This is a genomic window from Paenibacillus mesotrionivorans, assembly GCF_046098205.1.
Classification (GTDB): Bacteria; Bacillota; Bacilli; order Paenibacillales; family NBRC-103111; genus Paenibacillus_AR; species Paenibacillus_AR mesotrionivorans.
In genome coordinates this window covers 68664-82559 of sequence record NZ_JBJURJ010000018.1, presented here as the reverse complement: position 1 = coordinate 82559, position 13896 = coordinate 68664, and the positions used below count along the sequence as shown (strand labels likewise).

The following is a 13896-nucleotide window of genomic DNA, read 5'->3' as shown; positions in this document are numbered from 1 at the left end:
CCGATTCTCTCCTTTAAACTCTGCCTTGACTTGGAGTCGGCTCCAAGTTATAGAATGTGCACTATCAAGGGAACAGGAGGGGATTGCAATGAACAGAATGCAAGAAAAACCGACCGCATTGATCACGGGCGCAAGTGCAGGAATCGGGTTGGAATTAACCAGGAGGCTGCTATCGGAGGACTGGCAGGTCATTGCGTTGAACCGCTCTGACTTCCCGCCGGATGACGAGAGCATCCAAGCCGCTCTCAAGACTGGAAGGCTTCGGCCCTATAAAACAACTGATCTTGCCGATTACGCCAGCCTGCGGCAGGCTTTGGAGGAAATCAAGGCTAAGGAGCAGTGGATCGATGTTTTGTTTAACAACGCCGGCAGGTCCTTCCCCGAACTGAGCTATTCGAAGCAAGGACGGGAACAGCATTATGAATTGTTAACGGTTGTTCCATACATCATTATGATGGAATTGAAGGACCTTATTCAACGCGGCCACCTCAAAACCGTGATTAACACCTCGTCTTCCGCCCTAAAAATGACGAAAAAGTTTACGCTCGAAATATTAGAACGCCCCAAAACCTTCCGTAAGCTGATTGGCCCTTATGCCACCTCCAAGCTGGCTCTTTCCCTATGGACCCAAGCCATCGCGCCGCGGCTCGCCCGGGACGGCATCAAGATTCGAAGTGTTGACCCGGGCGGTAACAATACGCTTCGAAAAGGGAAAAAAGCAGGGCTTCCCATTTTGGTCAGTGCGATTATGAAACTGGTATTTCCTCCGCCTACCCACGGAGCCAACCTTCTATTTGAAGGAGCTCTCGGCGAACATCGCGATAAAACCGGCGTATTTCTGTTGAAGGGCAAGGTTGCAGAACTACAATTTCTCAATCAAGCACAAACCGTATTGGATCGGGTTCAAGAAATTTATGAACACGAGTTCAAGCTATAAGGCGGCGCGGGAATTTAAAGCAGCTTAATCAGCTTTTCCAGCTCATCAATGCATCCTTTTGCAAGTTCGAAATTCTTATTTTTCAAAGCTAATTCTATTTTCATTTCAACTGATTTTTTCTTTTGTTCAACCTCTAAATAGTCTTTATCAAAATGACGGGCATAAATCATCTTTTTAAATGCTGGCATACTCATTTTTCTAATCGTCTTATCCTCAATGATTAGAACATAATCCATACCATTTACAATCGAATAGAAATCATGTGAAATCATGAGAATGGCACCTTTATAGTCTTCGATGGCTTTCTCCAGTGCAATTTGTGCATAGGTGTCTAGATGGCTTGTGGGTTCATCAAGAAGCAATACGTTTGCTTTACTCGCCGAAACCTTGGCCAATTGGAGCAAATTCTTTTCTCCGCCGGATAATGAGTCTATTTTTTGATGAAGGATTTCTCCTTCAAAGCCATAGCTAAGGAGATATGCCCTAATTTCATCATACGTTTTGAACCCGGCATCAATAAATTCTTCCAGTATGGTATTCGAACCCTGGAGCATTTCACCTTGAAGCTGGGATAAATAAGCCACTTTAGCATCAGCATGTATTTCAATGGAATCATGCTCATGATTAAAAATATCTCGGAGCAACGTCGTTTTCCCGGTACCGTTTGGACCAATAATGGCGACCTTATCCGTCGATTTGATCTCAAAGCTAACATGCTCTAAAAGCAGCTCATCAAAGGCAACACGATAATTATTGACACTCACAACAGTGGTTTCTTCCATTGCTTGGTCCATACCAAAACTTATATTCGGCTGCTTAATATCCACGAATGGGGCTTTCAGTCTACGCGCTTCCAATCTTTCTTGAAACCTCACTCTAGCTTTTAACGCCCTGCCTCTGGAGGCTTCTGAGTTATACGTTGCGATCGCTCTGAGATTATTGACGATGTTGTCGTTTCGTGCAATTTCCTCCTCTTCAGCGACGGTGAGCTCTTGCAGCTCGATCTTGGTCTGAAGTAACGAGAAGTTATAATCGATATACCGCCCGTCAAACTCCTGAAGCTCCGTGTTCTCCAGGTGGATGATCTTGTTGAAGCAATGATTGAGCAGATACCGGTTGTGCGTAACAACCAGCAGGATTCCTTTGTGAGCATTAATAAGATTTTTGAGCGCATTCAGGTTTTCAAAATCCAAAAATACATCCGGCTCATCCATAATCATGACGTCCGGTTTACGGAGCATTTCCTTCATCACTTGAATAAGCTTGAATTCTCCGCCACTCAGATCCGATACCCTAGCATCCTTAAGCTTCATGAGGTCTGCCAGATTGAGTTTCTTATGAATGTTGCTTTCGAAATCATTCCCGTCTATGGCATCAAAAGCGTCCAAAGCCATTTGATACTTTTCCAGCAGCGCATCCATATCCGAGGATGTTTCCATTTCGGCCAAGATCGCATTGATTTCATTCTGTATCCGATTAAATTCTTCTCCGATATATTCAAAAACAGTTGTTTCTTTACTTTTGTCCAGATGTGAAAATTGGCTTACATGTCCCATTTTGCAGGTTGGGTCTATCTCCAGCTTGCCTTCGAACAGATATCTTTCCGGGTCCATCAGTATATCTATCAACGTACTTTTCCCGCTGCCGCTCGTTCCAATAAAAGCGCAGTGCTGCCCCTCCTCTAACGTGAAGGAAACATTGGTATATAGCTCTTTTTGCGGAAAAGAGAAGGATAATTTATCCACTTTTATCATCGTGTGACCTTTCTTTGTAACCAATTTAGTGACTATTGTTGAGGTATTGTCAAACCTAAATGTTGATTCTCTGTTGTTAGCGTAACATTACTTATCACCAAGTTCAATCCATGGCGGGATCCGTTCTCGACAATTCAAAGGCCATCCTTCATCAGGATGGCCTCTTCTCCATTCGTTCCTGTTACCAAGCTATGTTCTGCCAGCCAGCCTGCCGCTCCTTACGGAAACGTTGGACCCAGTTTTCCGTAATATCGTCCGCTATCGGGTCAAAAAACGGATCCGCCACTTGCACGGAATCCGTAGGAACCTGAAGGAAGGCGAGCACTGCCAGGATCGTTTCTTCATAATTCTGTATAAAGTCCTCATATACAATCGTCATCGGCACAATGCGTTCCTCCGCAAAAAATGCCTCCATAGCAGCCTCCCGAAAAACACAGTCCACCAACAAGTGATTAATCGCATCGAAGTTGTACTGGTCCTCAAAATCTCTCCGATCCGGCTTGGAGCCATGCCGCCTGTGCCACTCTCCGGAAACGATGGCCCTCCACCACGAAACCGCCAGCCTTATTTTGTTTCGACGGGTCATATAAATATGCTTGCACGCCGGGAATACCTCTTCCCAAACCTTGGTCCGCGTTACCTCATTCCCCAGTTGGAAGGTATTCCGGAACGATCCGATCCAGCTATCCAGATTATACGGTGTCATTTTCAGACCAAATACACCGTTCGGTGTTGTCCCCTTCTGCCACATGCTTTGAATATCCTTCATGCTGAATTGATGGGGGTCAGGCTCCGTTAACCACTCCCACGGATGCCCGGCGACCCCTGTGGATTGCAATCCTCTAAATAGCAGACTGCTTCCCGTTCGTTGCGAAAACCAGATGGTATAGCTGCTTTTGGGCTTCATATAACATACTCCTCATCGGATTGGATTTTGATTTTGCCAACAATCATTTGTTTACACTGCTCCATGCATTGTTCTACCGACAACCATTCGGTATCCAGTATCAGGTCAGGCTGGGAGGGTGCTTCGTAGGGTGCGGATACCCCTGTGAAATCCGGAATGATGCCTGCCACCGCAAGCTGATACATGCCCTTCGGGTCACGCCGCATACATTCCTCCAACGAACACTTCACATACAACTCCATATAATCTGCCGGTTGAAAATGCTGCCTGACCACCGCCCTGTATGATTCCAGAGGAGAAATAAGCGGGGCCAGCACCAGACAGCCTGCTTCTACAAACGCAGCAGCCATTACAGCCGCGCGGCGCAAGTTTTCCATACGGTCCTGTTCGGTAAAACCAAGATCCCGATTCAATCCTTTTCGTAACCGATCCCCGTCCAAGACGACACAACGAATGCCAAACTGCAGCAGCAGCTTCTGGAGCTCATCCGCTAATGTGGTTTTCCCGGAGCCCGGCAAGCCTGTAAACCAGATGACACCACCTCGGTGGCCGTTCAACCTCTCGAATAGATGCCTATGCATCGGACATCCCTCCAACGGTTTCTTATATATACAAGAATAGGAAAAAGACAGGAAAAAGCCGTGAATGAACTCAATCATTCACGGCTTACAGGCGTAAGAAGCCATCAGAAGACATAGTTGTCTTGGGCGCTCTTACGACAGCAGTGTGATAGAAGGATGGTCCATGATCGAGTGGATATGAACGCGCAGCACCAAACAGGCCTAACGTAACGAGTTAGTCGCGGCCATCACGCTCATATCGTATTCGGTTGATTAACCGTTAACCTCATTCAGGAACATAACCATCATCATCACTGCACATTCCCCACCTTTTTACTATTCTGGTTCCAGAATAAACCAGTTAATAAGAGGAGTCTATGGAAAGGTTGGTTATAATAAATACTCGGTGTTCTTAGGGACGAGATTGGTATCTCCGCGGTACCACCCCGATTTGCGAATATGACGCCATATTTCTAGGCCTTATTTTCCAGTCTCAATAATGCCAAGAGGTCGTCGAAGATTCCAGGGGTGGTGAATACAACCTCTTCACCGTAAAGCTCATCAGGGATGCCATTGGGCACCGCTTGTACATGGCTAGTTAGTGTTCCCGCTTCCCGTGCAATCAAGCCTGCGGCAGCTACATCCCACGGTGAAAGACTTTCCGTATGCGCATCTAATTTGCCGGACGCCACATAACAGATGTCTACGGTTGGCGCGGCAAAACGCCGAATGTCACGGCAGTTTCTTCTCAGCCGATTCACTCTTTCAATCGCCGGCTGCACTTTTGCGGAATCATGGGGAAAACCTGTGCCAATGACAGCATCTAGCAGCGAAGTACATTGGCGAATTCGCAGACGCTCACCATTGCAATAGGAGCCTTCCCCTTTAATCCCAACATAAGTACAATTCAAGTCCGGAGCATATACTGCCCCTGCCAGCACGACGCCATCAAGGGCAAAAGCTAATGAAACGCCATAATGAGGCAGGCTCCGAGCAAAATTGACTGTCCCATCTAAAGGGTCCACCACCCAAAGGGGACCGTCAAACTTGAAATTGTCCCAGCTATGTATGCCATTTTCCTCCGAAAGAATGCGATGCTCTGGGAATCTTCCTCTTATGGCCTCTTGAATGATTCTTTCCGATAACAAATCAGCAGAAGTCACCAGTTCACCAAAATCCTTGTAATCCACTTCAATTTTTTCCCGACGGCGCAATTCAGCAATACTGTCACCCGCTTTTGTTACAGTCTGCTCTGCAAACAACGCTAATTCTCGAAGATCGAACTTCATTCCGGTCTCATTCCTCCCTAAAGATGCTGTCAACCGCTTCAATCAATCTTTATACACATTATATAATATTTGCAATATAGCACCACACATTAGAGCCAAACAAAGCCGAGGAGCTTAGATATTTTGCGCCGCGGCTCATGAGTATTAGCACCTAGCCTTCGCAGGCATGAAAAAGCCCCCTCGGATCCACAGGGAATAATTGATTTCCACTGTTTATCATGAGGGGGCAGCATTACCGAAACATATCTTTTATTCACTGGCTTAACAGAAACTTCCCTTCTTCTGCAGCCTTCAGAAATTCGCCGAGGGGTAAGAGTTCATCTTCCTGCATGGGCTTAGGCCGGATAGTTACATATCCATCCTCTGATTCCAGTGTCTCGGTACCGATGAGAGACTTTACAACGGAAAGGCCCCATAAGAGGGAGGGATCCTGAATCTCGTGTGTTTTTACCTGCTGTTTGACGTTGTAAACATCCTCATAGCCCATGAAAGATAATACAATCACATGCTGTACCTGATGACTATTGGATAGGACAAAAACCCTTCGATATCCATGAGGGACATGACCAACAGGCAGCCAGCTTACGACAAGCGGTTCTTTACACACGTCCAATTTTTACACGGAAGGTGACCGGTCCTTGTTCAATGTATTCCCATGTAAATTGATTAGGCCGTTCAATTCCAAATTGGAAATATAACGGTTTGGGGTCATGGTCATTGATCAACAACATCGCTTCACCTGATTGTAACGCATCAAAGGTTTCAAAAATAACCTTATGTTTAATTTGTGGGGGATACTCTGTTGCATTTACTGTTGATTTATAGTTTTCCATTTTCTTTCCTCCTAAAAATAATTATTTTGCACAATGCTCATGATACAGGGTGGAGATGACACCAAAGAATGCATAATAAAATTCTTCCGGAGCAATCAATCGGAAATGACCGACCTCATCGCAAGAAAAGTTAAGGGCCTTTTCCAATAAGCGATATGTGGAGTAAGCATAGAAACAAAAGTACTTATACTCGAATTTTGGCATTTTATCATAGATGACGGAAATTTCCTCTTTGTATTGATCGATGTTTTTTAATGCCTCTTTAACAATCGTTTCAATATCCTCAAGGCTTGCCTCAAGCAGCAACTCATTGTTTTCTATGTGGACATTTGCCATTTTAGATCACCCCTATCCTATTCAAAGTATCCTGCTGGGTACTGTTAACTTCTTTACTCATTATCATTCTAATGGATGCACCTTTATAGTTTGTGATCTCTGTCACATTTGGCGAATTGCTGCTCTTTTCTGTGATCCATTGATGGTTACTTTAAAATTTTCTCCACGTGTACTTGTGGCTTCAAATAGAAGAGTCAAATCAAAGCCGTTGTGCACGACCCAAAATTCTCGCTTATTAAAATATTGGATTTAAATCGATCCACTTTTTAAGCATTTCAATATCACCATCGACATTTCCTATAACATTAGAATCTCCCCATGTATTAGGCAGATAAGAGATGTATAATGTGCCAATATTGAAGATCCTTCTGAATGGAATAAAGAGAGCAATAGAGTTGACCTCATTTTCGCTCATGGCCCTCACCTTGTTATATCCATTTAAGAACTGGTCTTTACGGTTTTCTCTTTGCTGGAGTTTGGCTGCATCACACCCCATGGCAAAAGGGTATGCGTACATGGATATATCGTAGGCGCGCCAGCCATTGCCGCAAAAGTCAAAATCAATCAAGATCGGATTGTTATTAGCATCAACCCGAACATTTCCACTATAAAAGTCGCCATGGCAAACACCGAATTGAGGTGCTTCAGTAGAAAAGCTAGTCAATTTCTTCTTTATATGTTTGGAAACATCTTCTAAAAAATCTATGTCAAAATCATGAATCTCGGAAAATTGCCGAACGGCATCCATAGAACGGTCAATGAAGGTACTTGCGTCTAAACTCCATCGGTTAATTGAACCATTATATTTATCCCAGGCGGCATGAACAGAAGCGATATAGGTTCCCAATCTCTCGTTCGATTCAATAGTTTCTTCCATACGACTGAACTCGCGCACCCCCACAGACGTATATAACACGCCATGCCTCACTCCGTTCACCGTCATAAACTCCGAAATGAATGTTCCATCATGTTTACTGACAGGTATAATAGCAGTAACACCGGATGCTTTCAGATGAAGAAGCAAATCAAGCTCGGATTGAACTTCTGCCATACTTCGGACACCTTGGCGGTATACTTTGAAGAAGTATGCTTGATCACCAGAAATAATCTTATAAATATCATGCAAGCCTCTATAGAACAATCGACATCGGACCAAAGTCCGTGAAAAGTACTCACGCGAAATAAAATCTCCAAGAGCATCGGAAGATAGTACGGATACTTCTAATGGAAATAGCTGATTCAAAGCAATCCCTCCATTATCTCTTTCAATCATATCCCGGATCAATAGAACGTAAGGCCAAATTTCCTGCAAAGCTGGTGTTAGCTGTGAAAATCGAGTTCGAGGGTCAATCCATAGAATTTCATGTTCAATACGGAATCAGAAAAAAAACTTCCATTGAGATAGGTTCAACCGGCCTCATCATGGTAAAGGTACCCAACAATACAAGCACGGAGACTATAATGAAGACGGTAGAGCATCATGGCCGATGGATAGTGGAAAAGTCTGTTGCCCGTGCAAGGTCTCAAGAAGGTCCAAGAGTGAAGGAATATCAGGAGGAGGGAAGGTTCCTTTACCTGGGAAAGGAGTTCTCTCTTCATGAGCTTATAGACACTAGCGGTTTGGGCGAAGAGGAGCTTAAGAGCAGTCTTAAAAAGTTCTATTTCTCCCGCTGCAAAAAGATTATTGGAGAGCGGCTAAACATCTATCAGAGTCAGCTAAGAGTCAAACCGAAAGTAGTGGAGGTAGTAGAATCCAATACCCAGTGGGGAAGCTGCAGCTCTGGAAGAAAGCTAACCTTTAATTATCGTCTGGCCATGGCCCCTATAGAGGTTATCGATTATGTTGTTATCCATGAGCTGTGTCATCTCCTTCATATGAATCATGACCGCTCCTTCTGGCGATTGGTTGGGAGTATCATGCCGGACTATAAAGAAAAGCAGGACTTCCTGGCAAGGTACGGGCATACCATGAGCCTGTGACTGCGACTCCGTTTTTCTGCTGTCTGTAACGGTAAGTTTTAAGGCCATCCTCTGCGGGATGGCCCTTTTTTAATTTTACGTTCTTCAACGGATTGGTAACAAATCAGAGTTGCAGCACAGTTATTGACTCATCGTTAAAAATTTCACCGTTATCACGGAAGCCAAAGCTTTCATAAAGTTTTTTAGCAGGGAAGTTTTCCGGTTTATAAGGAATCCAACAATAATGGGCTGGTCCTGCTGGATAGGTACGAATAAATTCCAAAATCTTTTCCATAGCCTCCCGACCATAGCCACTGTTCTGGTATTGTTTGTCTATCATTAGTCGCAAGATACAGTAGTTGTCTTCTGCGATTGACGGTTCGTCGTAACCTGTGATTCCATAAGTCAACATAACAAAACCTACCGGCCGCTCATCAGAGTAAATGATAAATGGAAATGGATGTCCCCCATTGGTTGCAAGGACATAACAGGAAGCCACGCTTGACAGATTGGACGCAACAAAGCGTCGTTGGTCTTCTGAAACTTCCAAATTAAACATGGCCCGCCGGTTTTCCAATGTGATCTTTTTGAGTGTAATCATATAGCTCTTCTCCCATCATCCCAATTCTTACTGCGTTGCGGCCGCATGAATACCATACAATTTATTCTAAAAAAGGTATAGACTTATATTCGATTTTTTAATAAGATATTATGTATCCATGTCTTTTTTAGGGTTCTGCTTTGGACTATAACGGCAAATTTTAAGGCCATCCTTTTTACGGGATGGCCTTTTTTCTGATTTTCGTAACTATGGAAAATCCGTACTCCTCAGCTCATCCCCCGCAAGCGGAACCGAAATTTTGTAAAGCCTCTCCTCCGCTCATCGGGATAGATGATATTAAGGATTCAAAGGTCGATGATAATTTTAATAACAGTTGTGTTCGGGCAGATTCTATTGTATATTTAGTTGTGTACAATTGTTTTGTATGCAATTAAATAAAAGGAGAGATGAATCATGGAAGCATTATACACAGCAATCGCAACTGCAGAAGGCGGAAGAAACGGTAAGGTGACCTCTTCTGACGGAGTGTTAGATATCCATGTTCGGATGCCTAAGGCGCTAGGCGGCAACGGGGAGGTAGGGACGAATCCGGAGCAACTGTTCGCTGCAGGTTATGCGGCATGTTTTGATAGTGCGTTGAATCTGGTCGCTCGTATGAAGAAGGTTCAGCACTCGGGGACGGATGTTACCGCGCATGTTAGTATCGGTAAAGGGTCAGACGGCGGATTCGAGCTTGCTGCTCAGCTGCACGTCAACATCGACGGAGTCGAACAGCATGTGGCGGAGGAACTTGTTCATGCTGCTCATGGCGTATGTCCGTACTCTAGGGCTACCCGCGGCAATATCGACATAAAATTGGTCGTGAACGGGCAACACTAATAGAATGGCAGTACACGTACCGTTGTCCATAGACGGGCATACATGGCTCGATGCTGCAGCATTCGGCACGAGCCCTCGTTTATTGCCTGCCACCAAGTTGAGAAGATACTCCCGAGATTATAGGAGGGGGCATTCAGCCCCCGACCTCTCGGGCCACCTACGTACGGGTCCGCATAGGTTTTGGGCTATGATTGTTGTTTAAAGGCTAGAAATCCATTTCTTGATTCTGCTTAGGGATTCCGGCGTAACCCCGAGAAAGCTTGCCAACTGATGTTGGGGAACACGGTCGATAAGGCCAGGTCTTTTGTGCAGCAGAGATTTGAATCGTTCTTCGGGCGAAGAAGCGATGAAGTTGGCGAAGTCCTCTTGTACACTCCCGAAGATCTCTACGGTCATTCGGTTCGTCATGGATTTTAGTCCCGGGTATTTATTGTAGGTATCGTTAATCGTTGCTAGGTCGCCGACAACCAATACACAATCCTCGAGACATGTCAGCGTATACTTGGATGTTTTGCTCTCCGAGTGCTCGTTATAGATGACGACTGCTTGCTCTTCCGTATAAAAATTGCTGGCGACCTCTCTCCCTAACGCATTTACAGCATACTGCCGAATACAGCCTTTCAGTATGAAATAACACTTCGTGAGGACGTCTCCTTGCCAAAGAAGAATCGTTCCCTTTTTATACTCCTCGACTCGAATCTCACTCGCAATCACCCGTTGCTCTTCTTCGCTAAACGAAGTGTATTTCGTCAGATATTTGAACAATATCCCCTTAAACCTTGCTTCCCTCCCTTTGATTTGATCAAGTCGTGTAATCAAGTCTTAACATTTACTTGCTGTTACTTATGATACGGTTCACCGTATCATCTATAAAGCGAAATCGAAGGCTCCTGATAGGGGTACCGCATACGGATACGTTCAGCAAGATAACGTTGTACATTTTGCTTCGTGTCGGCATGAATCGGAACCAACTCCTATTATTAATTTACTTGCCTGTGCTCGGTTTGTTCAATTGCCCTGAATACCGCAGCCGCACACTCATCAATACCAATACTAATGCGATTACCGTGAGGAAAACCCCAAGCAGTCGAAATCCTGCGAAGTTGAACGCGTCTCCCATAATGATGCCTGTCAATAACGAAGATAAAATGGTACCGAAGTACCTCGATGTATTGAATAGTCCGGATGCTACACCGGCCATCTCTTTTGAAGAGCTCTTAAATAAAGCTGCCTGCATACCAACGGCGTTCAGCCCGTTGCTAAAACCGAATACAGCTAACGCCAGGCTCACAACGATAACTGGAGAAGTTTCCGTCCATGTCACGATCCATACCGAACCCAATGCCATCAGTAATGCCGATACGATCAATGACGGTCTAGGTCCCGATTTATCGACCCATTTTCCCGCTATGGGAGATGCCACGATCGAACTCAAGCCCAAGGTGAGCATCAGAATCCCTGTCTGGAATTCACTGACATGGCGTACCATTTGTAAGTAAGATGGAATCCCGAAAAAGAGCGCATAATAAAGCAAATTAACGAGCATGTATTGAATATTGACCCAAGTCATCGCCGGATATTTGGCGAAAGTGCGCAACGGAATAAAGGGTGACGTCGTTTTTAACTCATGTCGAACGAATGTCCCCAGCGCCACAAGGCCAATCAATCCGACAATCATATTCCACATGGAGGCATGTCCGGATGATTTAACCGACAGCAAGCTGACAAGCAAGGCGACCAAACCAACTGCGAAGAGCAAAATACCTGACACATCAATCACACCCAGCCATTTGCGAAACGACATGTCGCGTGAGACCGAAGCTGCCGGTCCGTCCTTGGGAATAATCTTCCAGGCCAGCAGATAGCTGGCTACCACGAACGGAATATTGACGATGAAGATCGCAGGCCAGTCCCACCATTGAATCAATACCCCTCCGGCAAAGGGGCCTATTGCCGCCGCACCGGATAGGAAAATCGACAAGCCAGCCAGCGCGGCCGCTTGCTTTTCTGTAATGTGCACTCGTACAATCGCCGTTCCAACCGCAATCAGCATACTCGTTCCGATCGATTGCACAATTCGGGACACGATAAGCCATTCAAAGTTTGGAGAAAATGGAGCTAATACGGAAGAGAGAAAAGAAACAACTAGACCAGCAAGAAATATCTTCCTTCGGCCGAATAAATCACTAACCTTGCCCATGACAGGCTGGGCAATCGCACTGGTAATGTAAAAAGAAAAAACAATCCAGGAAACAGCCGTAAAATCAATGTTATACACATGTTGCAGTCTGGTGATAGCAACAGAAATCATTGAGGAATTTAAAGGGTTTAGTAATATTCCCAATCCAACAGATACCATTAGCCACCTTCTGCTAGTATTCATTTTTTGTCCCCCCTATGTTTGCTACATGAATATCATACTTGAAATCAATCATTCATTCTAACGCATTGTATGTTATGATATCATTGATTGGGAGGAATGATAGGAGGTTGGAAAGTGGAGCTGCTACAATTGCAATATTTTCTGGCGGTAGCTCGATTGGAACATGTGACCGAAGCTGCGCGAAGTCTACACGTAACCCAATCGTCGCTAAGCAAAACGATTCAACGCCTCGAAGAAGATTTGGGAGTCCCTCTATTTGATCGGTCAGGAAGGAAACTGCGATTGAATGAGTTTGGAAACAGATTCCTTCGCCGAGCGGAAAGAGCTTTGTTTGAATTGGAACAGGGGAAACAGGAGATGAACGATTTGTCCAGTGCAGAATTTGGCACGCTCGAGCTAGCGGTGACTGCTGCAAGCAAATTGCCCCAGATTCTACGAGAATTTCTAAATATCCGGCCTAATATTCAATTTCATGTGCAAATGCTGACCACGCAGGAAATGATCACACTCTTACATCGAGGTGAAGTCGATTTCTGTTTGTCCTCCCCTCCGATCCAAGGAGAGGACATCGAATGTCAAGTTGTCTTCATAGATCCTATCCTTGTAGCTGTCCCTCTCGGGCATCGTTTGGCGGACCGAAGCAGCGTATCCTTGACAGAACTTAAGGACGAATACTTTGTCGGTGTAAAAAGAGGCTACGGCACTCGCGATTTAGTGGACTCTATATGCAAATCGGCTGGATTTTATCTTAAATATGTGTATGAGGGGGACGAACCTACAAGGTTAGTCAGTCTTGTAGAAGCCGAAATCGGCCTTGCCTTTATACCAAGCACAGCCAAGATGTCATGGGAAAAGATCAAATATATACCGGTTGAAAATCACGAACTTGTACGCGAAATCGCTTTGCTATGGCATAAGAGTCGGTATATGTCACAAGCTGCTCTGGAGTTTCGCAAGGTCGTTCTGGATTATTTCGAGGTGCTAACCAAGCAGTCCATTTAATCCTGCAGCGCCAGCCTAATGTGACCTTGAGCGAGGAGTAAATCGAGATCGTACTCAACCTGGAGATGGAGTTCCTTGTGGAGAAGGGCATTGCTGACCGAGTTGAAGTAGAGGAGTAGAGCAACGCAAAATGGGGAGAACCCCTGTAACTGAAGGATTCCCCCCTATTTTCTACCAAAAACTTGCCCCAACTTGTGAAACGGTTCACCGTATCAGCGCCAAGGCAAAATTTCCGTATATGCCGCCGCGGAGATTTCGCCTAACTTGTGATAAGTTAAATTTAAAACCCGGAAAGAAGCAAAGGAGAAAATTTTCGAGTATATCACTTGTTTCTATAATGGGAAGAGAATCCATTCGTCCATTGGGTACATGACACCCAATGAGTGCGAACGTATGATCCGTTCCACTGTGTAATTTTCTCGATTCTATGTGTTTAATTTATTAACAGAGGTCCACCTACGTACCAATAATGCGGTGAAGGCGACTCGCAAGAAA

15 protein-coding genes and 1 pseudogene are annotated in these 13896 nt (G+C 44.9%); 5 read left to right on the top strand and 11 right to left on the bottom strand.

The annotated features are described in order from the left end of the window. The first annotated feature begins 88 nt into the window (after positions 1-88). Complete coding sequence (locus tag ACI1P1_RS24125) at positions 89-937, top strand: SDR family NAD(P)-dependent oxidoreductase (protein ID WP_416219012.1); 849 nt, start codon at positions 89-91, stop codon at positions 935-937. Positions 938-951: 14 nt separating this feature from the next. Here the strand turns inward: ACI1P1_RS24125 and ACI1P1_RS24120 are convergent, their stop codons facing one another. The 8 genes from ACI1P1_RS24120 to ACI1P1_RS24085 form a co-directional block, all read right to left on the bottom strand. Then, positions 952-2691, bottom strand: a complete 1740-nt coding sequence (locus ACI1P1_RS24120) for an ABC-F family ATP-binding cassette domain-containing protein (protein ID WP_416219011.1) — start codon at positions 2689-2691, stop codon at positions 952-954. A 181-nt stretch (positions 2692-2872) separates the two neighbouring features. Beyond that, positions 2873-3598, bottom strand: a complete 726-nt coding sequence (locus tag ACI1P1_RS24115) for a Stf0 family sulfotransferase (RefSeq protein WP_416219010.1) — start codon at positions 3596-3598, stop codon at positions 2873-2875. Further along, entirely contained in the window at positions 3595-4179 is a 585-nt protein-coding gene (gene cysC / locus ACI1P1_RS24110) for an adenylyl-sulfate kinase (protein ID WP_416219009.1), read from the bottom strand. The genes ACI1P1_RS24115 and cysC overlap by 4 nt, the downstream gene beginning before the upstream one ends. Positions 4180-4631: 452 nt before the next feature. Then, entirely contained in the window at positions 4632-5447 is an 816-nt protein-coding gene (locus tag ACI1P1_RS24105; RefSeq protein WP_416219008.1) for an inositol monophosphatase family protein, read from the bottom strand. Between the two features lie 253 nt (positions 5448-5700). Further along, positions 5701-5952 carry a hypothetical protein gene (locus ACI1P1_RS24100; RefSeq protein ID WP_416219007.1) on the bottom strand — a complete coding sequence of 84 codons (252 nt, stop codon included), beginning with the start codon at positions 5950-5952 and terminating at the stop codon, positions 5701-5703. A 94-nt stretch (positions 5953-6046) separates the two neighbouring features. Further along, on the bottom strand, positions 6047-6280 hold the full coding sequence (locus tag ACI1P1_RS24095) for a DUF2249 domain-containing protein (RefSeq protein ID WP_416219006.1): 234 nt from the start codon (positions 6278-6280) through the stop codon (positions 6047-6049). Between the two features lie 21 nt (positions 6281-6301). Next, positions 6302-6616 (bottom strand): hypothetical protein, encoded by a 315-nt coding sequence (locus tag ACI1P1_RS24090; protein ID WP_416219005.1) that lies wholly within the window; start codon positions 6614-6616, stop codon positions 6302-6304. Positions 6617-6851: 235 nt separating this feature from the next. Next, positions 6852-7859 carry a phosphotransferase enzyme family protein gene (locus tag ACI1P1_RS24085; RefSeq protein WP_416219004.1) on the bottom strand — a complete coding sequence of 336 codons (1008 nt, stop codon included), beginning with the start codon at positions 7857-7859 and terminating at the stop codon, positions 6852-6854. Positions 7860-7942: 83 nt separating this feature from the next. Between ACI1P1_RS24085 and ACI1P1_RS24080 the strand changes: the two genes are divergently transcribed. Next, positions 7943-8596, top strand: coding sequence for a M48 family metallopeptidase (locus ACI1P1_RS24080; RefSeq protein WP_416219113.1), 654 nt, complete (start codon positions 7943-7945; stop codon positions 8594-8596). A 103-nt stretch (positions 8597-8699) separates the two neighbouring features. Here the strand turns inward: ACI1P1_RS24080 and ACI1P1_RS24075 are convergent, their stop codons facing one another. Further along, positions 8700-9176, bottom strand: a complete 477-nt coding sequence (locus tag ACI1P1_RS24075) for a GNAT family N-acetyltransferase (RefSeq protein ID WP_416219003.1) — start codon at positions 9174-9176, stop codon at positions 8700-8702. A gap of 414 nt (positions 9177-9590) precedes the next feature. Here ACI1P1_RS24075 and ACI1P1_RS24070 point away from each other — a divergent pair, with 414 nt between their 5' ends. Continuing rightward, positions 9591-10016, top strand: a complete 426-nt coding sequence (locus tag ACI1P1_RS24070) for an organic hydroperoxide resistance protein (protein WP_416219002.1) — start codon at positions 9591-9593, stop codon at positions 10014-10016. Between the two features lie 198 nt (positions 10017-10214). Here ACI1P1_RS24070 and ACI1P1_RS24065 read toward each other — a convergent pair whose 3' ends face one another. Together ACI1P1_RS24065 and ACI1P1_RS24060 are read right to left on the bottom strand one after the other, a co-directional pair. Beyond that, the gene (locus tag ACI1P1_RS24065; RefSeq protein WP_463605682.1) at positions 10215-10784 is read right to left on the bottom strand and encodes a Crp/Fnr family transcriptional regulator; all 570 of its coding nucleotides are present in this window, start codon (positions 10782-10784) and stop codon (positions 10215-10217) included. Between the two features lie 217 nt (positions 10785-11001). Continuing rightward, positions 11002-12399 carry an MFS transporter gene (locus ACI1P1_RS24060; RefSeq protein WP_416219000.1) on the bottom strand — a complete coding sequence of 466 codons (1398 nt, stop codon included), beginning with the start codon at positions 12397-12399 and terminating at the stop codon, positions 11002-11004. Positions 12400-12513: 114 nt separating this feature from the next. On the opposite strand from ACI1P1_RS24060, the gene ACI1P1_RS24055 reads away from it, so the two are divergent. Both ACI1P1_RS24055 and ACI1P1_RS24050 read left to right on the top strand, forming a co-directional pair. Next, positions 12514-13401, top strand: a complete 888-nt coding sequence (locus ACI1P1_RS24055; protein WP_416218999.1) for a LysR family transcriptional regulator — start codon at positions 12514-12516, stop codon at positions 13399-13401. A 288-nt stretch (positions 13402-13689) separates the two neighbouring features. Beyond that, a pseudogene (locus ACI1P1_RS24050) lies at positions 13690-13815 on the top strand (IS3 family transposase); the annotation flags it as partial. Positions 13816-13896: the final 81 nt, after the last annotated feature.